The sequence below is a fragment of the Pseudomonas taiwanensis genome (genome assembly GCF_013393345.1).
GTDB classification, from domain to species: Bacteria; Pseudomonadota; Gammaproteobacteria; order Pseudomonadales; family Pseudomonadaceae; genus Metapseudomonas; species Metapseudomonas resinovorans_C.
Genome location: NZ_QJRF01000066.1, coordinates 180,901 through 201,020, shown reverse-complemented (window position 1 = coordinate 201,020; position 20,120 = coordinate 180,901). Strand labels below are relative to the sequence as shown.

Annotated in this window: 19 protein-coding genes; 10 read left to right on the top strand and 9 right to left on the bottom strand. The window is 63.6% G+C overall.

Features of this window, described 5'->3' with window-relative positions:
- Window positions 1-212: 212 nt before the first annotated feature.
- Both DM872_RS18710 and arfB read left to right on the top strand, forming a co-directional pair.
- Window positions 213-1,547, top strand: coding sequence for an OprO/OprP family phosphate-selective porin (locus DM872_RS18710; RefSeq protein ID WP_179060883.1), 1,335 nt, complete (start codon window positions 213-215; stop codon window positions 1,545-1,547).
- A gap of 148 nt (window positions 1,548-1,695) precedes the next feature.
- The gene (arfB, locus tag DM872_RS18705) at window positions 1,696-2,109 is read left to right on the top strand and encodes an alternative ribosome rescue aminoacyl-tRNA hydrolase ArfB (protein ID WP_179060882.1); all 414 of its coding nucleotides are present in this window, start codon (window positions 1,696-1,698) and stop codon (window positions 2,107-2,109) included.
- Between the two features lie 173 nt (window positions 2,110-2,282).
- On the opposite strand, the gene DM872_RS18700 is transcribed toward arfB, so the two are convergent.
- From DM872_RS18700 to DM872_RS18690, 4 genes are read right to left on the bottom strand one after another with little or no spacing between them, the layout of a single operon-like run.
- A complete protein-coding gene (locus DM872_RS18700; protein ID WP_179060881.1) occupies window positions 2,283-2,888 on the bottom strand; it encodes a c-type cytochrome in 606 nt (201 codons plus the stop codon).
- 10 nt (window positions 2,889-2,898) lie between these two features.
- On the bottom strand, window positions 2,899-3,855 hold the full coding sequence (locus DM872_RS18695) for a copper resistance protein B (protein ID WP_256873432.1): 957 nt from the start codon (window positions 3,853-3,855) through the stop codon (window positions 2,899-2,901).
- Entirely contained in the window at window positions 3,845-4,123 is a 279-nt protein-coding gene (locus tag DM872_RS30740) for a hypothetical protein (RefSeq protein ID WP_306296699.1), read from the bottom strand. Before DM872_RS30740 ends, DM872_RS18695 begins: the two co-directional genes overlap by 11 nt.
- An 11-nt stretch (window positions 4,124-4,134) precedes the next feature.
- Window positions 4,135-5,925, bottom strand: a complete 1,791-nt coding sequence (locus tag DM872_RS18690; protein WP_179060880.1) for a copper resistance system multicopper oxidase — start codon at window positions 5,923-5,925, stop codon at window positions 4,135-4,137.
- Between the two features lie 218 nt (window positions 5,926-6,143).
- Between DM872_RS18690 and DM872_RS18685 the strand changes: the two genes are divergently transcribed.
- Window positions 6,144-7,652: a DUF3300 domain-containing protein gene (locus DM872_RS18685; protein ID WP_179060879.1), complete on the top strand. Its 1,509-nt coding sequence runs from the start codon at window positions 6,144-6,146 to the stop codon at window positions 7,650-7,652.
- 13 nt (window positions 7,653-7,665) lie between these two features.
- Entirely contained in the window at window positions 7,666-8,562 is an 897-nt protein-coding gene (locus DM872_RS18680; RefSeq protein WP_077527852.1) for a DUF2950 domain-containing protein, read from the top strand.
- A gap of 111 nt (window positions 8,563-8,673) precedes the next feature.
- On the opposite strand, the gene DM872_RS18675 is transcribed toward DM872_RS18680, so the two are convergent.
- Window positions 8,674-9,336, bottom strand: coding sequence for a hypothetical protein (locus tag DM872_RS18675; RefSeq protein ID WP_179060878.1), 663 nt, complete (start codon window positions 9,334-9,336; stop codon window positions 8,674-8,676).
- A gap of 550 nt (window positions 9,337-9,886) precedes the next feature.
- Here DM872_RS18675 and DM872_RS18670 point away from each other — a divergent pair.
- Together DM872_RS18670 and DM872_RS18665 are read left to right on the top strand one after the other, a co-directional pair.
- Window positions 9,887-10,315 (top strand): hypothetical protein, encoded by a 429-nt coding sequence (locus DM872_RS18670; protein WP_179060877.1) that lies wholly within the window; start codon window positions 9,887-9,889, stop codon window positions 10,313-10,315.
- Between the two features lie 223 nt (window positions 10,316-10,538).
- Window positions 10,539-10,904: a hypothetical protein gene (locus tag DM872_RS18665; protein WP_179060876.1), complete on the top strand. Its 366-nt coding sequence runs from the start codon at window positions 10,539-10,541 to the stop codon at window positions 10,902-10,904.
- A 72-nt stretch (window positions 10,905-10,976) separates the two neighbouring features.
- Here the strand turns inward: DM872_RS18665 and DM872_RS18660 are convergent, their stop codons facing one another.
- The 4 genes from DM872_RS18660 to DM872_RS18645 form a co-directional block, all read right to left on the bottom strand.
- Window positions 10,977-11,189: a DUF4287 domain-containing protein gene (locus DM872_RS18660; protein ID WP_179060875.1), complete on the bottom strand. Its 213-nt coding sequence runs from the start codon at window positions 11,187-11,189 to the stop codon at window positions 10,977-10,979.
- Window positions 11,190-11,484: 295 nt separating this feature from the next.
- On the bottom strand, window positions 11,485-11,766 hold the full coding sequence (locus DM872_RS18655; RefSeq protein WP_077526349.1) for a peptidylprolyl isomerase: 282 nt from the start codon (window positions 11,764-11,766) through the stop codon (window positions 11,485-11,487).
- Between the two features lie 218 nt (window positions 11,767-11,984).
- Complete coding sequence (locus DM872_RS18650; protein ID WP_179060874.1) at window positions 11,985-14,126, bottom strand: calcium-binding protein; 2,142 nt, start codon at window positions 14,124-14,126, stop codon at window positions 11,985-11,987.
- 213 nt (window positions 14,127-14,339) lie between these two features.
- Window positions 14,340-15,227 carry a LysR substrate-binding domain-containing protein gene (locus DM872_RS18645; protein ID WP_179060873.1) on the bottom strand — a complete coding sequence of 296 codons (888 nt, stop codon included), beginning with the start codon at window positions 15,225-15,227 and terminating at the stop codon, window positions 14,340-14,342.
- A 159-nt stretch (window positions 15,228-15,386) separates the two neighbouring features.
- Here DM872_RS18645 and DM872_RS18640 point away from each other — a divergent pair, with 159 nt between their 5' ends.
- From DM872_RS18640 to DM872_RS18625, 4 genes are all read left to right on the top strand, one after another.
- Window positions 15,387-16,850 (top strand): aldehyde dehydrogenase family protein, encoded by a 1,464-nt coding sequence (locus DM872_RS18640; protein ID WP_179060872.1) that lies wholly within the window; start codon window positions 15,387-15,389, stop codon window positions 16,848-16,850.
- Between the two features lie 317 nt (window positions 16,851-17,167).
- Window positions 17,168-18,271, top strand: a complete 1,104-nt coding sequence (locus DM872_RS18635) for an ABC transporter substrate-binding protein (RefSeq protein WP_179060871.1) — start codon at window positions 17,168-17,170, stop codon at window positions 18,269-18,271.
- A 95-nt stretch (window positions 18,272-18,366) separates the two neighbouring features.
- Window positions 18,367-19,275, top strand: coding sequence for an ABC transporter permease (locus tag DM872_RS18630; RefSeq protein ID WP_179060870.1), 909 nt, complete (start codon window positions 18,367-18,369; stop codon window positions 19,273-19,275).
- Window positions 19,272-20,117 (top strand): ABC transporter permease, encoded by an 846-nt coding sequence (locus DM872_RS18625; RefSeq protein WP_077526355.1) that lies wholly within the window; start codon window positions 19,272-19,274, stop codon window positions 20,115-20,117. Before DM872_RS18630 ends, DM872_RS18625 begins: the two co-directional genes overlap by 4 nt.
- Window positions 20,118-20,120 lie beyond the last annotated feature (3 nt).

Sequence of the window (20,120 nt, the reverse complement as noted above, 5' to 3'; positions counted from 1 at the left end):
GCTCGTCGCGCTCGCCAAAATCGGCTGAAAGACGCGTGCTAGAGCGTCTGCGTGCTTATGAAAATTCGGAGTAAAAAAGTTCCGCTGTCACAAAATATTTATATATAAGCAACTGAGCTGAAATAACCCGCCGCCAAGATTCCCCACCAGCACCGACGAGCCCAGACGCTCTCGTGTTTTCTAACGCTAAAGACCAATAGGGGAACCCTTCGATGATCCGTAAGCACTTCGCCGGTTTTGCCGCCAGCGCCATGGCTCTGGCCATTTCCGCCCAGGCTTTCGCCGGTACCGTTACCACCGACGGCGCCGATATCGTCATCAAGACCAAAGGCGGCCTGGAAGTCGGCACCACCGACAAGGCTTTCAGCTTCAAGCTCGGCGGCCGTCTGCAGGCTGACTACAGCCGCTTCGACGGTTTCTACACCGTGAACGGCAACACCGCTGACGCTGGCTATTTCCGCCGCGCGTTCCTCGAACTGGGTGGCATCGCCTTCACCGACTGGGCTTACCAGATCAACTACGACTTCTCCCACAACGCCGGCGGCGACAACCGTGGCGGCAGCGGCACCGACTCCAACGGTGATGGCTACTTCGACGAAGCCTCCATCTCCTACCTCGGCTTCGCGCCCATCGCCATCAAGATGGGTCGTTTCGACCCCGACTTCGGTCTGGAAAAAGCCACCAGCTCCAAGTGGGTGACCGCCCAGGAACGTACCGCTGCCTATGACCTGGCCGACTACGTCAACGCCCACAACGGCGGCATGGGCGTGCAGGTTTCCGGCAGCTACGGTGCTTCCCTGTACGGCTCTGCCGGCATCATGGCCAACGACGCCACCAACTCCGACAAGGACGGTGACAGCGTCAAGCAGTTCAACGCACGTGGCGTCTTCGCCCCGCTGCACGAAGCCGGCAACGTCCTGCACTTCGGCGTGAACTACGCCCAGCGCGACCTGTCCGACACCTCCTTCGACGGCCGTATCCGCAGCCGCCTGGGCATCCGCGGTGTGAGCACCGACGGTGGCCAGGACGCCGGCAACAACGGCAACCGCCTGGTACTGGCCGGTGCCAACAACACCCCGGTCGGCGCCTACGACAACGACAGCACCTGGGGCCTGGAAGCTGCCTTCGCCACCGGTCCGTTCTCCATCCAGAGCGAATACCTGAAGCGCGAAGTCGAAGCCAAGGCTGCCAACCGCGAAGACATCGACGCCGACGGCTACTACGTTCAGGTTGCCTACACCCTGACCGGCGAATCCCGTGACTACAAACTGGGCAAGTTCGACAAGATCAAACCGTCGAACAACCGCATCGGCGCCTGGGAAGTGTTCTACCGCTACGACAACATCAGTGCTGAAGACGACAACGGCGCCTTCGCCAACATCGACGACGTCGAAGCCAAGGTGCACAACGTCGGTCTGAACTGGTACGCCAACGAAGCCGTCAAGATCAGCGGCTACTACGTCAAGTCCAAAGTGGACAACGCCACCAACGCGGTTGGCGACGACGACGGCGATGGCATGGTCGTCCGTGCCCAATACGTGTTCTAAGAAGACACGGGTTTCCGCTCCTTTGCTTGAGCCCCGCCATCTGGCGGGGCTTTTTTATTGCTGCGGCGGAAGGGCGCGGACAAGCGTTTCTGGCAGGCGCCGCGCAGCCTACGTATGCTTTGCATCCCTGCCACCGGTGTGCATGCCCATGCTGCTGATCTCCAACAGCGTCCACCTGCCTGACGACGAAATCGAGCTGACCGCCATCCGTGCCCAGGGTGCGGGCGGGCAGAACGTCAACAAAGTCTCCAGCGCCGTGCACCTGCGCTTCGACATCAATGCCTCATCGCTGCCGGACTTCTATAAGGAGCGCCTGCTGCAACTGCGCGACAGCCGCATCACCGGCGACGGCGTGATCATCATCAAGGCCCAGCAATACCGCACCCAGGAACAGAACCGCGCCGACGCCCTGGAGCGCCTGGCGGAACTGATCCGCAGCGTGACCAAAGTGCAGAAGGCACGACGGCCGACCAAGCCCACGCTGGGCTCAAAGAAGCGCCGCCTGGAAGGCAAGGCCAAGCGCGGGGCGATCAAGGCCGGCAGGGGGAAAGTGGATTTCTAGGACAGGCCTGCGCCCCGATTGTCAGGTTGAAATCGGACCTCCTGTAGGAGCGAGCTTGCTCGCGAAGATCCCGCCCCGGCTGTTCGCGAGCAAGAACTCGGCGTCCCCCTCGCTCCTACACGTTCGGCGATGGGCCAGGCGTAGAGATCACATGCTTCAAACGTGAGTGTTTACTAATGCGCATGCCCTTCTGCCTCTCCGTGCCCTTCTTCCTGGGTAACCTCCGCCTCATGCCCGTGGCCTTGGCTTTCCCCACCGCCGTGCTGGTGTCCGTCGCTGGCGTCCACCAACTGGCGATAGCCGTCCGCGTCCAGCCCAGGTAGTCGCTGGAGGAAGGCCACCATGCCCCAGATGTGCTCGTCGCCCATGCTCTTGCCCCAGGCCGGCATGCCGGTGGCCTTGATGCCGTGCTTGATCACCCAGAAGGCGGCTGCGGGGTCGCCGTCCACGCCTTGTTGGCTCAGGTTCGGTGGAGCGGGGTAGAGGGCCAGGCTCAGCTCGGTGGCGGCGAGGCCAGGGGCCAGGTGGCAGCCTGCGCACATGGCGGCGTAGTTGCCGGCACCGGCGCGTATCAGCCCGGCGTCATCCAGCGGTGGAACCTGGATGTCGCGTGACCGGACTTCGATGGAGCGCTCGCGCGCTGCGGTGAGGAACCGGTGCACGAGAGAGTAGTGTGGGTCGTCGGCGGCGACGTTCACCACGCCGCTGTAGACCACGCCGCCCACGCCGGCGGCTACCACCAGGCCGGCGAGGGCCAGGGTTTTTATTGTTTTTTTCATGGTTGGGTTCTCAGAACCAGAAGCGGATACCGGCGACGAAGCGGGCTTCGTCATTGTCGTCGCCTTCTTCGCGGGCGAAGTCGGCGGTGTTGCCGTAGTTCCGATTCCAGTTCACGCCTATATAAGGTGCGAACTGGGGCGTGAACTCGTAGCGCAGGCGCAGGCCCAGTTCGGTATTGCCCAGCCCCGAACCGACACCTCGCTCGTGGTCATTGCGGCCGTAGAAGTTGACCTCCGCCGCGGGCTGCAAGATGAGCCTATTGGTCAGCAGGATGTCGTACTCGGCCTCCAGGCGCAGGGCGCTCTGGCTGCCCTCGCCGAGGTAGGCGGTGGCCTTGGTTTCCAGACCATACAAGGGCATGCCCTGGACGCCGAAGGCCGCCCAGGTTTGCGGCGAACCGGGCTTGAAGTCCTGGCGCACGCCGGCCACCACTTCCCACCAGGGGCTGATGGCGCGGCCATAGAGCGCCTGGAGTTCAGCTTCCTCGGTGGTGCCGTTGCCGCGTTCGCCCTCCGAGCGGAACCACAGCCTGTTGATGTCGCCGCCGATCCATCCGGAAGCGTCCCAGCTCAGCACGCTGGCGTCGTCGGCGTCCTGGTACTCCAGCTGGTCCATCAGGAAAAAGCTGTTGATGCCGCCGGCGTGCATGGTATGGGCAGGCAGCGCTGGAAAGGCCGCTGCGCGGTCGGCAGCGGTCGGTGCGGGAATGGGACTGCGGCTGCCGTATCCGTCGGTTTTGGCCGGCTGCTCGCCATGGTTCATCTGGCTGTGATCCATGGCGCCGTGGTCCATCTGCTCTTGCTGCATCTGGCCGTGGTCCATGGTGTCTTGATCCATCTGGCCATGGTTCATCTGCCCATGACCCATGGCCCCGTGATCCATGGTTTCGGCGGCCTGCGCACCCCCAGCGACGGCAACGGCCATCGCCAGGGTGAGCAGGGTAGGGCGCTTGAGGCTATCGATCATCGCTGTTTTCCGTTTCGGGCTTGGCGTCCTTGTGCATGGCGCCGTGGTCCATCTTGCTGTGATCCATGTTCTTCATCTGGCTATGGTCCATGCCCTGCATCTGGCTGTGATCCATCTGGCCGTGGTTCATCTGGTCATGGGGCACGTCCTGTTTCTCGGCTGCGCCGGCCTTCTGGTGTGCCGCGTGGTCGTTCTCTCCGGCCCAGGCAGTGGGCACCGCCAGGGCAAAGGTCAGGGCGGTGGCGAGGGTCTTCAGCGATCTGTTCATGGTTCTCTCCTTCATTCGTCCACGCGGACTTCACGGAACATGCCCATGTCCATGTGGAACAGCAGGTGGCAGTGATAGGCCCAGCGGCCCAGGGCGTCCGCGGTGACGCGGTAACTGCGCCGGGTGCCGGGAGGCATGTCGATGGTGTGCTTGCGCACCAGGAAGTTGCCCGCCTCGTCCTCCAGGTCGCTCCACAAGCCGTGGAGGTGGATGGGGTGGGTCATCATGGTGTCGTTGACCAGGGTGATGCGCAGGCGCTCGCCGTACTTGAGCAGCAGCGGCTCTGCGTCGGCGAAGGGGATGCCGTCGAAGGACCAGGAGAAACGCTCCATGTGCCCGGTCAGGTGCAGTTCGAGGGTGCGGTCGGGCGTGCGGCCATCGGGATCGGGGAAGGTGCTGCGCAGGTCGGCATAAGTCAGCACGCGGCGGCCGTTGTCGCGCAGGCCGATGCCGGGGTCCGCGAGTTTCGGTGCTGGCGTCATGGTCTGCATGTCCACCAGCGGGTTGTTGGCTTCGGACGCGGGGTGGGCCTGCATCTGGCCGCCCATTTGTGAGTGATCCATGCCCTGCATGGTGGAGTGATCCATTCCGGCCATCGGTGAATGGTCCATGCCCGGCATCTGGCTGTGATCCATCCCGGCCATCTCGCCCTGGTCCTTGGCGCCATGCCCCATTGCGCCATGGTCCATGCCCATGTCGGCCATGCTGATCAGGGGGCGCGGGTCCGGTTGCGGCACCGGCGCGCTCAGCCCTTCGCGAACGGCGAGAGTGCCGCGGGCATAGCCGGAACGGTCCATGGATTGGGCGAAGATCGTATAGGCCTCGTCGCCTGTGGGCTCCACCAGCACGTCGTAGGTTTCGGCGACGGCGATGCGGAACTCATCCACGCTCACCGGTTCCACCGGCTGGCCGTCAGCGGCGATCACGGTCATTTTCAGGCCGGGAATGCGCACGTCGAAGTAGGTCATCGCCGAACCGTTGATGAAACGCAGGCGGACCTTCTCGCCCGGCTGGAACAGCCCGGTCCAGTTGCCGTCGGGCGCCTGGCCGTTGAGGAGGTAGGTGTAGGTGGCGCCACTGACGTCCGCGAGGTCGGTGGGGCTCATCTTCATCTCCGCCCACATCTTGCGGTCGGCCATGGCGGCGGCCCAGCCGTCCTTGCTGACGTCATCGATGAAGTCGCCGACGGTGCGCTTGTGCTGGTTGTAGTAGTCCGATTGCTTCTTCAGCTTGGCAATCACGTGCGCCGGATCTTCGTCGGTCCAGTCGCTCAGCATCACCACGTAGTCGCGCTGGTACTGGTAAGGCTCGGGCTCCTTCGGCTCGATGACGATGGGGCCGTACACGCCCACCTGCTCCTGGGCGCCCGAATGGCTGTGGTACCAGTAGGTGCCGTGCTGCTTCACCTGGAAGCGGTATTCGTACATGCCGTCCGGCGCGATGCCGGCGAAGCTGAAGCCCGGCACACCGTCCATGTTGGCCGGCAGGACCATGCCGTGCCAGTGGATAGAGGTGTCTTCGTCCAGGCGATTACGCACCCGCAGGGTCACGGTGTCGCCCTCGCGCCAGCGCAGCAAGGGGCCGGGGAGGGTGCCATTGATGGTCTTGGCTATGCGTGCCTTGCCGGTGAGGTTCACCGGCGTCTCGCCAATGAACAGGTCGAACTCGGTGCCACGGAGCACCGTCGGTTGGCCCGGGCTGGTCAAAGCCCAGACGGGGGTTTTCCACAGCCCGAGGCCACCGAGTATGCCGCCGGCGGCCAGGCCTTTGACGAAGGTCCGCCGCGAGGTTTTGCACTGCATGCCGATTCAATCCAGTCAGTCGAAAGAGGCGCCGCGCAACCCGTCGTTGCGCGCTTCAAGCGCAAAACTGCCACATCGGAAAACGGCAGGTGATTACATTTCTGTCAGCTTCCCCGCGCCCGTCGTGCGTGGCTGGTCTATCGTTTCCGAACGGCAGCGGTAGGGCGCAGGCCTTTGCCGGGTTCAAGGACAACCAACCCGTTTGCGGGAGACGCAACATGGCCAACCGCACCCGTTTCAATGCCGTTCTGTTGGCCTTGCTGGCCTGCAATCCGGCCTTTGCTGCGACGGACGCCGGCATCTCCGCCGGCGAAAGTGGCGATACCCCCAGCGCGGGCGTTTCTGCCGTGCCCGAATCCGCGCCGGAAGCCGCACCAGCGCAAGCGGCAGCGCCCGCTGCCCAGCCGGCCGCGCCCCAGGCCGTGTTCAAGACCGAAGAGCTCGACCAGATGATGGCGCCCATTGCTCTCTATCCGGACTCGTTGCTGGCCCAGGTGCTGATGGCGGCGACCTATCCGGGCAACGTGGCGGACGCGGTCGCCTGGTCCAAGGCGCATCCGGACGTCAAGGGCGATGACGCCGTGAAGCAGGTCGCCAACCAACCGTGGGACCCCAGCGTCCAGTCGCTCGTGGCATTCCCGCAGGTGCTTGCCACCCTCGGTCAGGACCCAGCCTGGGTGCAACGCGTGGGCGATGCCTTCCTCGCCCAACCCAACGATGTGATGGATTCCGTCCAGCGTTTGCGCCGCCAGGCCCAGGCCGCCGGCAACCTGCAATCCAACGAGCAGCAGACGGTAACCGTGCAGGCGGCTCCGCCACCCAGTTCCACCACCACCGTGGTGCAGCCGGCAGCCAGCAACCAGACCATCGTCATCGAGCCTGCGAACCCGCAAGTGGTCTACGTCCCCAGCTACAACCCGACCGTGGTCTATGGCAGCTGGTCCTACCCGTCCTATCCACCTCCCTACTATCCACCACCGCCCAGCTACGGCTATCCCATCGCGACGGGCCTGGCGACGGGCCTGGCCTTTGGCGTCGGCGTGGGCATCGTCAACTCCCTCTGGGGCGACTGCGACTGGGGCGGCGGTGATGTCGACATCGACGTCAACAAGTACAACAACATCAACAGCAACCGGCAGATCAACCGCAACCAGAACAAGTTCGTCCACAACCCGGTCAACCGCCAGGGCGTGCCCTACCGCGACAATGTCAATCGTCAGCAGAATGGCTTGCGCCTGAATGGCAGCCAGCAGCGCGAGGCGGCGCGTGGGTATGACGCCAACCGCACCGCGGAACGCCAGAAAGCCCGCCAGAGCCTGCAGCAACGCGGCATCGAGGCTCCGGCCCGTACCAACCAGCAGGCTCGCGAACGCGCCCAGGCTGCCACTCGCGACATGAATAACCCGCAGGCACGCCAACGTGCCGAAAGCGCCCGGCAGCAGCGCCAGGCGGGTGATGCCAACCGCCAGCAACGCCCGCGTGCACAGAACAACCAGCAAGTGCGGCAGCAGGCCCGTCAGCAGCACACCGCCGCCCGTAAGCAGGCACCGCGCAACAACGCCTTTGCCGGCGCGCGGCAGCCATCCCAGTCGCGCGCGGCGACCAGTCGAGGTGAGTTCAGTCGGGCCTCAGCCTCGCGTCCTCAAACCCAAAGGGCCTCTGCCGGCCGGCAGGTGCAACGTCCAGCCCACGCACCGTCTCGTGGCGGTGGTGGCCGTCGGCGCTGAAAGGAGACAGCACATGAATCGCGCAATCCGCATCTTCGCCCTGCTGTCGCTCGCCGCCTGCGCCATGGGCGCCGGCGCAATCGAGCGCTTCAAGACTCCGGACGCCGCAGCCGATGCCTTCGTCGCCGCCCTCGGAACCGAAAAGGCCGATGCCAATCGCCTGGCTGCGTTGCTGGGGGCCAACTGGCAGGAGTACATCCCCACCAAGGGCATCGAACGCAAGGATGTCGATGCCTTCATCGCCTACTACCGGGAAAAGCACAGCATCGACACCGCCACCAAGGGCCGCGCCCATGTCGTCGTCGGTAATGACCCCTGGACCCTGCCGATCCCAATCGTCCAGGGCAAGGAAGGCTGGAGCTTCGACGCCAAGGCCGGCGGCGAGGAAATTCGCCTGCGCCGCATCGGTCGCAATGAGCTGTCGGCCATCGAGGCGGCGGAGGCGTATCACGATGCACAGATGGACTACGCCGAGGTCGATCGCAATGGTGACGGCATCCTCGAGTACGCCCAGAAGTTCATCAGCAGCGATGGCCAGCACGACGGCCTTTACTGGGCCGATGAAGACGGTACCGAGGAGAGTCCGCTCGGCCCGCTCTTCGGTGGCCAGACCAAGGGTGACGACTGGCACGGCTACCACTTCCGCATCCTCACCGCCCAAGGGCCGTCGGCCCCCGGTGGCGCCTACGGCTACATGCTCGGCAAGGCCATGAGCCGCGGCTTCGCCCTGGTCGCCTGGCCCGCCCAGTACGGCGACAGCGGCGTGATGAGCTTCATGATCAGCCACGAGGGCCAGGTGTTTCAGAAGGACCTGGGCCGCGACAGCGAGAAGATCGCCAAGGCCATGAAGATCTTCGATCCGGACAGCAGCTGGGATGAGGTCAAAACCGACGACACGCCGGACTCTTAATCGCGTAAATGGGCTTCTGCCGATCAAATCGTTACAACGAAAAAGCCGCAGGGGCCTCATAGGCCCCTGCGGCTTTTCTCAATAAGGTCGGGCGTCCTTGCCCGCCCACGCTCAGCAGGTAGCGAGCGCGGGGGTCATTCCAGCAGGAACCTTGGCCTGGGCCGGGGTCCGGTTGGCGGCCCACTTCACCAGCAGGGTCATCGCAACGAAGCCGAGGCAGATGAGTACCGGGTAGGCGACCATGATTTCGCCCAGGGAGTATTTCCAGCTCAGCGGACGGGCGATACCCAGCATCGCGCCGTAGAACCAGGACACCCCGGAAACGACACCCGAGAACAGCGCGAGGCTACGGGCGTTGATGTCCATCTTCAGCAGGCTGCCGGCCTTGTCCATCGCAGGCATTACCACGCTGTGCAGTACCCAGCCATTGAGGGTCAGCAGGGCGACCACAAGGATCTTGGCCTGGAGTTTCGGGTTGAGGAAGTACATCGCACCTTTCTGCGAGTAATCCAGCGCGAGGATGCCGATACCGGTCACCCAGAGTGCCGCCAGGGCGAGCAGTACGGTCTTCTTCAGCGCATGCAGATGTTCTTTATCGGCCTCGGTGGAATCGCGGCCCTGGAACAGTTGCTTGACCATGGCGATATCGCTGGTCAGGACCAGGCCGATAGCCACGCAGCAAGCGATGAGGTGGGCGTAGACGACGCCCATGCGAGTCAGCTCCATGGTTGCCGGCTGTTGGAACAGGGAAGCAACAAGATGAAAAAGCTCCATGGTTTACCTCTTTCTAACAATTGGGCGCTGTACTGATGCAACAGCGGCATTGGAATTGTGGATATCTCGGTTCGCCGTGACCGCGAACTTTTTTTGGGGACGAAGAATCCCCGGTGCATGAACTCATGCACTGTGAGTTATTCAGGATTTCTGCGTCGAAGTCAGGTGCGCTAATCAGTGGTGTTGATGTCAGGGCGCGTCCTGATCGCCGGGGCATAATAATCGCAACCTGCGGATTTTGATCAAAAAACGATCAAAAGTCCGACCGGCGGCAGTGCGGGTGATGGTTATAAAGGCTCGCAAAAAGTGAGAGATCGCCTCTAAACCGGTGGTTTCCGATAGCCATGAAGTCCATGTGGACAATGCGGAATTTTGATGAGCGGTAGCTGGTTGTTCGGTCATCTAATGGCTGATATGTCATGTTGTTCGGTTAATTTGCAAGATGTGGGGCCAGCGAAGGGGCCCATCGATCCGAGTTCTGTGCTCTTCCACCGCATTGCCCGCTTCTCGGTGCACCGCCAACATCAGGTTTCGATTCCGGAGGCTCTCTATGGAAAGCAATGGTTGGTTGCTGTTGGCTGCTTCGGGCACGTTTCTCGCTGCCGCGCTGCATGTCGCTTGCATCTCTCTCGGTCCAGCCTGGTACGACGCCATGGGCGCCGGCGAACGGATCGTCCGCTGGTCACGCGAGGGCCGTCGGAAGCCGGCGCTGATCACCAGCGCGATCACCCTCATGCTCGTGATCTGGGCACTGTACGCACTGGCTGGCGCCGGCCTGTTCTCGGCCCTGCCGGCTGCCCGTTTCGTATTGGCCGCGATAACCGCCGTCCTGCTGTTGCGTGGGGTGGCAGGCCTGGCCCTTGCCCGGTTCAGACCCGGCTACAACGGCGCCCGCTTCTGGATCGTCAGTTCGGCCGCCTGCCTGGGGCTCGGCGGGTTGTACCTGATCGGAACCGCACACGCCTGGTCCCGGCTGTAGGCGCTTTTGTGTAGGAGCGAGCTTGCTCGCGAAAGGTCGGCTCGGAGGTTCGCGAGCAAGCTCGCTCCTACAGGGCGGCGAGGCGTGAAAAGGCCTTCACCGCACGTCGCCAAGACCTGGCCACGCCGACGCATGGCAGCCCGGAATCAGGTTAACAACTGATCAAAAACTATACTGATCTGGCGGGGGTAAAGGCTGGGGGGACCATGCAGGAGGGCTCGCCATGCGTATCCTCAAACCGTTCGTCTTCTTCCTGGCCTGCGCGGCCAGCGGGCTGGCCCTCGCGCAGCAACCCTGGCCAACCTCCAGCAGTTCCGGCGAAACCCTGCTTGCCTGGAATGGCGGCGGCCACGGCGGTGGCAAGCACTTCAAGGGCTATCGCCACGGCTATGGCCACAAGCACTACTACCGCCACCGCGGCTACTACAACCACGGCCCGCGCGTGATCTATGCACCGCGCTACTACGGCGGCTATTACTCGGGCGAACGCCCCTATTACTACCAACGCTACGGCAGTCCGCGGATCGTGATTCAGTACTACGACCCGAGGCTGGGGATATTCATCGGATCGGATATCGGGGGGTATTGAGCAAGGTACCTGAACGGCTGGCCGGCATTTGCCGACCAGCAACGGAGCTAGCACTCCTGACGTCGCCGTACGTTACTTCGCAGCAGCCAGGTAATACGCCACCAGCGCATTGGCATGTCCGTGGCCCATGCCATGTTCGGTCTTGAGCCAGGCCACCATCTCCATGTGCTTTTTGCCGCTCACGGTTCCCAGCAGCGTCAGCCAATGGGTGATGGGCTGTCCGTATTTCTTTTCGATGGAGGGGAAGTACGAGGCCGGTCCTTTTACCTGGGTGTCTTCCGACATGGTGAAGCTCCTTTGGATGCTTTCGGGCGTAACTACGTTAGTTCAGGACTGAACCCGTCGCCTATCGGCCGTGCGCTAATTGCTGTAGGAGCGAGCTTGCTCGCGAACAGAACGGGCTCAGAAGCTTCGCGAGCAAGCTCGCTCCTACAAGTGTCTTGCGTTCGATGTCGTTTGCCGTTCGGGCGCGCTTGAGCGTCAGCTGGCGACGTGCAGGGAAGTGGGAGATTGGAGATTGGGAAGGGGCAGAGCGGGGGGGGGGAAGCAGGCGCCGCCGAGCGGCGGCGCCTTGGAACCATCAGTCCTGGCGGCTGGTGACTTCCAGCAGGTGGTAACCGAACTGGGTTTTCACCGGGCCTTGCACGACGTTCAGCGGGGCGCTGAATACGACGGTGTCGAATTCCTTGACCATCTGGCCGCGGCCGAAGGAGCCGAGGTTGCCGCCGTCGCGGCTGGAAGGGCAGGTGGAGTGTTGTTTGGCGATTTCAGCGAAATCGGCGCCGCCTTCGATAGCGGCTTTCAGTTCGTTGCACTTCTCTTCGCTGGAAACCAGGATGTGGCGGGCGGTGGCGCGTGCCATGGTGGGTACTCCTCGTCTATTGAGGGGGCAGAGCCTAGCGGATTTGGCTGCTGATTCAAGGTGCTTGGTTGGTCGGAGTGCAGTTGGGGTGGGGATTGGCCTGTTCTGCGGACCGGTTAGCGAATGAATTCGCCCCCACGGGTTGTTTCCCTCACCCCCGGCCCCTCTCCCGGAGGGAGAGGGGAGAAAAGCGAAGGGGGAGGGGACCTGGGCGCGCATCAGGCGAAGACGAAGTCGTCAGCGGTGATGTTCGCGGTGGGGATGCCGGTCAGGGTGATGCTGCCTATCTCGCCATTGACGTCGGCGGTCACCGTGATCTGGGTGCTGCCGAAGAAGTCCGTGATGGTGAGGTCGGCGAAGGTCTGGCCGCTGGCGCTGAGGTCGACTTTTTCGACGCCGTCTTCGAAGTCGAAAATCTCGTCCTGCCCCCAGATCGCGCCGAACTTGAACTGGTCCGTCCCTGCCGGTGGCTCGAAGAAGACGTCACCCACCATGAAGTCGTTGGCGCTGCTGCTCACCAGCACATCGTCGCCCGTACCGCCCTGCATGACTGCACCGGCTTCACCTGAAGTCAGGGTGTCGTTGCCGGCGTCACCGTTGAGGTTGGTCTGGAAGCCGAAGGGATCGGCGCCGCCGAACAACTGGTCGTCACCGTCGCCGCCGTTGGCATTGGCGAATTCCTGGACGATGAGGGTGTCGTTGCCGGTGCCACCGAACAGCTCGTCGAAGCCCGGCCCGCTGTCGATGACGTCGTCACCACTGCCGCCGTCGAGGAAGTCGGCGCCCTCCAGACCGAAGATCTGGTCATTGCCGCCCAGGCCGAAAATGCGGTCATCGCCAGGGGTGCCAATGAGCACGTCGTTGCCTTCTGTGCCGGCGACGATGAAGTCAGTGTTTCTGCCGAAGTCGTCCTGCGTCAGATTGTGCGTGCCTTGCAGGCGCAGGGTGAAGTCGAGGTTATCGAGCACACCGTCGTCATTCTCGTCGGCGATCAGCCAGGTGTTGCCCTGGCGCAGGGTATAGAACAGGTCGGTCACGCCGTTGCCACCGCCGACCAGCACGGCACCCAGTTGCGGATTGATGTTGACCTGGCCGCGGAAGAAGAACTCTCCGTTGAGCTCCAGGGTGTCGCCGCCCACTGCGCCGGCGCCCTGGAAGTCGGTCAGGGTGTCGAAGGTGGCGAATGGCGAGCTGGGATTGAAGCCGGTGAAGAACTCGAACTCATCGTCGCCTGCACCACCGGTGAGTGTGTCCTGGCCCGCTTCGCCCATGATCAGGTCATTGCCGGCGCCGCCATTGAGGATGTCGCTGCCGGGGCCGGCGAAGATCTCATCATTGCCGTCCTCGCCGAAGATCTGGTCATTGCCGTCTCCGCCGAAGAAGTCGTCATTGCCCACGCCGCCGTTGAGGACGTCGTTGCCATTGTCGCCGTCGAGGGTGTCGTTGCCTTCGCCACCATTGACGATGTCATTGCCATCGCCACCGGACATGGTGGTGTCATTGCCGGCGCCGCCGTTGAGGATGTCGTTGCCGGCGCCGCCGATCAGGAGGTCGCGGTCGGCTTCGCCATTGAGTATGTCGTTGCCGGCTCCGCCGGTGAGGCGGTCGATACCCGCGCCGCCGTTGAGGGTGTCGTTGCCGGCGCCGCCATCGACGATGTCGTTGCCGCCGAGGCCGTTGATCACGTCGCCGCCGCCGAGGCCGAAGATGGTGTCGGGATCGTTGGTGCCATTGATCACTTCGCCGGCTTCAGTGCCGGCAATGACGAAGGCGGTGGCGCCGAAGTCGCTCCTGACGAGGTTGTGGATGCCATCCAGTTGCACGGCGAAGTCGGTGGCGTCGAAGATGCCGTTGTCGTTGGAGTCGGCGAACAGCAGGGTGCTGGCGGCGCCGATGGCGTAGAAGACATCGGTGAAGCCGTTATTGCCGAAGCCGAGATTGCTTCCCACCGTGGGTACCCCGTTGCGGGCGCCCTGGAAGACCAGACGGTTGGGGAAGCTGGAGAGCCGCAGGATGTCACCGCCGACTACGCCTGCGCCCTGGAAGTCGGTGATGCGGTCCTGGCTCAGGGAGCTGGATTCGTTGCCGGTTTCCACCGTCCAGAAATAGCTGTCGGCGCCGCCGCCCCCGGTGAGGACATCGGCGCCAAGGCCGCCGGTAAGGGTGTCGTCGTCGTTGCCGCCAAGAAGCGTGTCGTTGCCTGAGTCGCCGGAGAGGTCGTCGTTGCCGTCGCCTCCGTCGATGGTGTCATTGCCGCCGGAGCCGAGCAGGAAGTCGTTGCCGCCTTGTCCGTTGATAAGGTCGTCGTCTTCCGTGCCGAATATGAAATCGTCTCCCGGAGTGCCAGGGAAAGTAGCCATGGATCATTCCTCCCATAGGGGAAAGAGCGAACCGTTACGGCAGGTTCGAGGTTAGGTATAGACAGGCCAGTCCGGGCGGCCTGAGCGGCTGGACACCCGGTGTGGCGACCGACGGGCAAGCCATGTGACACCTCATATCAACGCGCCCGATGGGCTCGGGTGTTGCCGGCCGGCATGTGCACTTTTGCGGTGCACCGATCCTGAAGTGCCCTGTTACATCTGCTCATCGTGGGCTTCGACAATCAGCCATTCAGCCAGTTCAAGCAATTGTGGGCTGGCGCCGGGACGTTCCGGATAGACCAGGAAATAGGCACCGCCAGTGGGCACCCGGAGATCGAAGGGGGCCACCAGCCGGCCGGTAGCGAGGTCCTCGCCGATCAGCGCCCAGTCCCCCAGGGCCACGCCATTGCCCTGGGCCGCGACGGACAGGGCCAGGTCGAGGGTGTCGAAGTGGTGTCCACTACCGAGTTTGTCGAGGGTGGCGCCAGCGGCCAGCAGCCAGGTTTTCCAGTCCTGGTCATCGCGGGTGGGATGGAGCAAGGTGTGCAGGGCCAGGTCGGCGATGCTGGTGAGCGGCACGGGGCCGTTAATCAGTTGCGGGGAGCACACGGGCGTGAGCTGTTCATCGAACAGGTGGTGGGCGACCTGGGCGCTGCCGGGCTGTGTGCCGTAGATCACCGCGGCGTCGAACTCTTCACGGCGAAAATCAACGCCGTATTGCACGGTGGTGGTCAGCTCCACCGGTACGTCCGGGCGTTCCGCCTGCCAACGCATCAGGCGCGGCAAAAGCCAGCGCATTACGCAGGTAGGGGCCTTGAGTTGCAGGGCCTCGCGCTTTGCACCTACTTGTTCGACGGCCTCATCGATCAGGTTGAACACCTGCTGAATGCGCGGCAGGAGTTCTCGACCCTGGGTGGTAAGGCTGAGCCCCCGCGCCTGACGCTGGAAGAGTGGGTACCCCAGGTGGCTTTCCAGCCCGGAAATCTGCCGACTCACGGCGCCCTGGGTGAGGTGCAGCAGTTCGGCGGCACGGGTGAAGTTGCAGCACTGGGCGGTGATCAGAAAGGTATGCAGGGCGGGCAGGGGAGGCAGGCGTTTCATTGTATGAGCCATGATTTTAGGGCATGGCTAGTATGACGATTTTTGCCTTGTCAGGCATACCGCTCGACGGCTCAATAGGCGCTAGTTGTGGTCCTCCAGCCGGTTTTGTTCCTTGCGCAGGGAGTGGCCGCCATCAGTTTCTCTCATGGAGCCCATACAATGTCGAATACCCTCCCGACCTTCCCCGAGACCCTGGCCGGCGTTTATATCAACGGCCAATGGCTTCCCGGTGGCACCGTGCTGGATGTGGTGAACCCGTCTACCGAGGAGCACCTGGCGAGCATCGGCACCGGTGATGCCAAAGACGTCGACCAGGCCGTGCAGGCTGCCAGCCAGGCGTTCCCGGCCTGGGCACGTAGCAGCGGTGCCGAGCGTGGCGCGGTGCTGCGCCGCATCGCCGAAGGCGTACGCCAGCGTCGTGAAACCCTGGTCCAGCTGCAGTCGCTGAACAACGGCAAACCGCTGTTCGAAGCGGCCATCGACGTCGATGACGTGATCGGCACCTTTGAGTACTACGCCGGCCTGGCCGAAGGCCTGGACGCCCAGCAGGACCGTCCGGTGGAATTGCCGACCGAAGACTTCGCCGCTCGCCTGCGCCGCGAACCCATTGGTGTGGTGGGCCTGATCGTGCCGTGGAACTTCCCCATGGTGACCACCGCCTGGAAACTCGCCCCGGCGCTGGCAGCTGGTTGCGCCGTAGTGCTCAAGCCTTCTGAAGTGACGCCGCTGCCGGAGCTGGAGCTGGCGCGCATCATCGCCGAGGCTGGCCTGCCGACAGGTGTGCTCAACATCGTGTGTGGCACTGGCCTGGCGGTGGGGGCACCGCTGTCCTCCCATCCCCAGGTGGCCAAGGTGTCCTTCACCGGCAGCAACGCGGTTGGCGTGCAGGTGATGCAGCGCGCGGCCGAAACCGTGAAGGGCATCAGCCTGGAGCTAGGTGGCAAGTCGTCGCTGCTGGTGCTGGAAGACGCGGACCTGGAGTTGGCCGTCGAACTGGCCTGCGGTGGTGCCTTCTTCAACGCCGGGCAGATGTGCTCGGCCACTAGCCGCGTGCTGGTGGCAGAACCCCTGGCGGCCGATTTCCTCGCCCTCGTGCAGGCTTGCGCTGAAGCGATCCAGGTGGGTGAGCCCTTCAGCGCGGGGGTGGAGATGGGCGCCCTGGTGAATCAGGCCCAGTACCAGCGCGTGCGCGGCCACATCGAACGTGGCATCGCTTCCGGCGCGCGCCTGGTGTGTGGCGGTGGGCGTCCGGCTGAGCTGGAACGCGGTTTCTTCCTCAAGCCCACCGTGTTCGCCGATGTACCCAAGGACAGCGCCTTGTGGAACGAGGAAATCTTCGGACCGGTGCTCTGCGTGCGTAGTTTCTCCACCGAGGAAGAGGCTATCGCCCTGGCCAACGACACCCAGTTCGGCCTGGTGGCCAGCGTGGTGAGCCGTAACCTCGATGCCGCCGAGCGCGTGGCCAACACCCTGCAGGCCGGCATGGTGTGGATCAACTCGCCGCAGGTGATCTTCCCGCAGACCGCCTGGGGTGGTTACAAGCAGAGCAGCATCGGCCGCGAACTCGGTCCGTGGGGCCTCTCCTCCTTCCAGGAAATCAAGCACGTGGTAAGGGCTGTGTGACGGCACAAGTGGGGTTGGTACGGGGGGCTTCACTTGTGGGGGCGATTTCAATCGCTAAGCAGGCCGTAGGCGTGCCTGACGGACCATCGTGGGGCCGCTGCGCGGCCCTTCGCGAATGAATTCACCCCCACAAACAACTGCATCAAGCCCAACAGAGCCGCCTTCGGGCGGCTTTGTCATGTCTGGGTTCCAGCCATGCATTCAGGACATGGCTCCGATGACGAATTTTCGATTGTTGCGTCCCCTGGCGCACCGCAGGATGACCGCGCCGGCCACTTCGCTGCCGTAGCTCCATACAAGAACAAGAGGAGTCCTCAATGGGCGAGCATGATCTGAGCAGAAGAAATTTCATCAAGACGGTAGGTGTCGCTTCGGTGGCCGCTGCCACCCTGTCGATGCCCTTCATCCGGGCCAGTGCCAGCGATACCCGTTTCCAGGGCAAGACCCTGCGACTGCTGACCTGGTCGGACGACACCGGGCTCGCTGCACTGCGCAATATCGCGGCCACCTTCGAGGCCAAGACCGGCGCCAAGGTGATCGCCGACCGTACCGGCAGCACTTCGGAAATGGTCGCCAAGCTGAAGGCCGGTGGTGATCGCCCGCAGTACGACATCATCACCCTCGCCGGGGTGGGCGCCGAAGGCCTGGCCAGTGCCGGGCTGCTGGAGAAACCCGACCTCAATCGCATTCCCAACCTCAAGGACGTCCCCGCCCAGTACCAGACTGGCGCTAACGGCCACGGGATCGGTTACCTGCTGTGGTGCAACAGCCTGGTCTACAACACGCGCACCGTGAAGGAAGTACCGGACAGCTACGCCGCGCTCTGGGACCCGACCTACGAAGGCCGCCTGTTCCTGCCGCCGCCGAACTGGACCGAGGCCATGGACCTGATCATCATCGCGGCCAAGCTGGCCGGCGGTGATATCCACAACATCGAGCCGGGCTTCAAGAAGCTGGAGGAGCTGAAGGACCGCGTGATGACGCTGGGCGAAAACCCCAACCAGATCGCCGAGCTGTTCCGCACCAACTCGCTGGACATGGGCGGCCTCTACGCCCCGGCATTCTTCCCCAAGCAGATTCGCGACCCTGCCTACAGCCTGGGCGCCACCTTCGGCATGAAGGAAGGCTTCTACACCGACCTGATGCTGTCGGTGATGCCCAAGCATCGTCCGGGCGATATCGACCTGGCCTATGCCTTCCTCGACCATTCGCTGGACCCGCTGGTGCAGGGCAAGATGGCCGAAGACATCTTCAACGGTCCGGTCAACGCCAAGGCGATCATCTCCGCCGAGGCGCGCAAGAGCCCCTTCATCCTCACGCCGGAGCAGATCGCAGAGAAGGCGATCATGCACGACAACGCCTTCCTCGCCACGGTCCACGACCAGTGGATTCGCCGCTACACGGAAATCTTCTCTTCCTGATGCAGCCACGGCGCCTGCCGTGAGTCGCGCCGGGCGGCTGGCCTTCGGCCGTCCGCTCGGGCGCGTGGTTTCCCTGTTCTGACGAGACGACCGATATGGAACACATTGATCTGACCGAACCGGTCGGCGCGGCACCGCTGCGCCCGGCGAAGGCGGTTTCTCCTACTGTGCGGGCCTGGCTCTTTCTGACTCCTTCCATGCTGTTCCTGGCCGTACTGGTGGCCGCCAGCCTGCTGGTGCTGCGCATGAGCATCGGCGAGAAGGGCGCTGAGTGGAGCGGGTTCAGCCTGGCCAGCTATGCCCAATTGGCCGAGCCCTACTACCTGAAGTCGCTGTTGCTGACCCTGCGCCTGGCGCTGTTCAGCGCGCTGATCGCGGTGGTCCTGGCGATTCCGGTGGGCTACTGCATGTCACGCCTGCAGTCGCCGTTCCTGCGCCGGATATTCCTGGCCGCGGTGCTCCTGCCATTGCTGGTGAACCTGTTGCTGCAAAGCTACGGCTGGCTGGTGATCCTCGGTCCGGCGGGCATGCTCAACCAGGCCCTGATGGGATTGGGGCTGATCGACCGGCCGATGATGCTGCTCTACAACCAAACCGGCGTGCTGATGGGCCTGGTGCAGACGGCCTTCCCCCTGGCGGTGCTGCCGATTGCCAGCGCCATGCGTGGCGTGTCGCGCACCTACGAAGAGGCCGCCGCGACCCTGGGCGCCAGCCGCGTGCGGGTGTTTTGCCAGGTGGTGTTGCCGATGAGCCTGCCGGGCATCTTCACCGGCGCCACCCTCGTGTTTGCCTACAACGCCAGCAGCTTCGTGGTGCCGCTGCTGCTTGGTGGGCGGCGCGTGCCGATGCTGGCGGTGATGGTGCATGACCAGATCGCCCCGCTGATGAACTGGCCCGCGGCCTCCGCCGCTGGCGTAGTGCTGATCGTTACCACCCTGGCGATCATGACCTTTTCCGAGTACGTCACTGGCCGTCGCCGCCGCATGCTGGAGGCTTCGCAATGAGCAATCCGTTCCGTTCCCACGCGGCGCTACCGGGGGAAACCGGCCGCTTCGCGATGATTCTTTCCGGCATCATCCTGCTGCTGGCGGTGCTGCCGATCCTGACCATGATCGTGATGTCCTTCAGCGGCGCGTCGAACCTCGATTTCCCGCCGTCGAGCTACAGCCTGCAATGGTACGAGGCAGCCTGGCGCACCTTCGTTTCGCCCGACGCCAGCGATGTGCTGAGCCTGGGACAGGCGCTGACCACCAGCCTGCTGGTGTCCTGCCTGACCATGGTGCTGGCCACCCTGGTCGCGGTGCCGGCGTCCTACGCGCTGACCCGCTGCGAGTTCCGTGGCAAGGCCGTGGCGCTGCAACTGATGTCGCTGCCGCTGGTGTTCCCCATGGTGGTGCTGGGTCTGGCGCTGTTGCTGGTATTCGACAGCCTGCCATTCCACATGGATACCTCGAGGCTGGTGATCGCCCACGTGATCCTCGCGCTGCCTTTCGTGGTGAAAAACTGCACGGCGGCCATGGTTTCCATCGGCACGGAGGTGGAGGAGGCCGCGCAGATGCTCGGCGCGTCGCCGCTGCGGGCGATCCGGGATGTGGTGGTGCCGCTGATGCGCTCGGGCATCCTGGCCGGGATGCTGCTGGCCTTCATCGTGTCGTTCAACGAGTTCACCGTTACCTACTTCCTCTACAACATCGATGTGATGACCGTGCCGATCTGGATGTACAGCCGCACCGTGTCGTCTCTCGACCCCACCGTATTTTCCTTTGCCGTGCTGATCGTGCTGATCGACTTCGCCCTGATCTGGGCGCTGGAGAAGCTGGTTGGTGATGGCGGCGTGTCTTTCTGAATC

Bases quoted from the DNA above. Each gene is read 5' to 3' on its own strand.
- DM872_RS18710 (WP_179060883.1), top strand. From the start codon at position 213: ATGATCCGTAAGCACTTCGCCGGTTTTGCCGCCAGCGCCATGGCTCTG.
- arfB (WP_179060882.1), top strand. From the start codon at position 1,696: ATGCTGCTGATCTCCAACAGCGTCCACCTGCCTGACGACGAAATCGAG.
- DM872_RS18700 (WP_179060881.1), bottom strand. From the start codon at position 2,888: ATGAAAAAAACAATAAAAACCCTGGCCCTCGCCGGCCTGGTGGTAGCC.
- DM872_RS18695 (WP_256873432.1), bottom strand. From the start codon at position 3,855: ATGATCGATAGCCTCAAGCGCCCTACCCTGCTCACCCTGGCGATGGCC.
- DM872_RS30740 (WP_306296699.1), bottom strand. From the start codon at position 4,123: ATGAACAGATCGCTGAAGACCCTCGCCACCGCCCTGACCTTTGCCCTG.
- DM872_RS18690 (WP_179060880.1), bottom strand. From the start codon at position 5,925: ATGCAGTGCAAAACCTCGCGGCGGACCTTCGTCAAAGGCCTGGCCGCC.
- DM872_RS18685 (WP_179060879.1), top strand. From the start codon at position 6,144: ATGGCCAACCGCACCCGTTTCAATGCCGTTCTGTTGGCCTTGCTGGCC.
- DM872_RS18680 (WP_077527852.1), top strand. From the start codon at position 7,666: ATGAATCGCGCAATCCGCATCTTCGCCCTGCTGTCGCTCGCCGCCTGC.
- DM872_RS18675 (WP_179060878.1), bottom strand. From the start codon at position 9,336: ATGGAGCTTTTTCATCTTGTTGCTTCCCTGTTCCAACAGCCGGCAACC.
- DM872_RS18670 (WP_179060877.1), top strand. From the start codon at position 9,887: ATGGAAAGCAATGGTTGGTTGCTGTTGGCTGCTTCGGGCACGTTTCTC.
- DM872_RS18665 (WP_179060876.1), top strand. From the start codon at position 10,539: ATGCGTATCCTCAAACCGTTCGTCTTCTTCCTGGCCTGCGCGGCCAGC.
- DM872_RS18660 (WP_179060875.1), bottom strand. From the start codon at position 11,189: ATGTCGGAAGACACCCAGGTAAAAGGACCGGCCTCGTACTTCCCCTCC.
- DM872_RS18655 (WP_077526349.1), bottom strand. From the start codon at position 11,766: ATGGCACGCGCCACCGCCCGCCACATCCTGGTTTCCAGCGAAGAGAAG.
- DM872_RS18650 (WP_179060874.1), bottom strand. From the start codon at position 14,126: ATGGCTACTTTCCCTGGCACTCCGGGAGACGATTTCATATTCGGCACG.
- DM872_RS18645 (WP_179060873.1), bottom strand. From the start codon at position 15,227: ATGAAACGCCTGCCTCCCCTGCCCGCCCTGCATACCTTTCTGATCACC.
- DM872_RS18640 (WP_179060872.1), top strand. From the start codon at position 15,387: ATGTCGAATACCCTCCCGACCTTCCCCGAGACCCTGGCCGGCGTTTAT.
- DM872_RS18635 (WP_179060871.1), top strand. From the start codon at position 17,168: ATGGGCGAGCATGATCTGAGCAGAAGAAATTTCATCAAGACGGTAGGT.
- DM872_RS18630 (WP_179060870.1), top strand. From the start codon at position 18,367: ATGGAACACATTGATCTGACCGAACCGGTCGGCGCGGCACCGCTGCGC.
- DM872_RS18625 (WP_077526355.1), top strand. From the start codon at position 19,272: ATGAGCAATCCGTTCCGTTCCCACGCGGCGCTACCGGGGGAAACCGGC.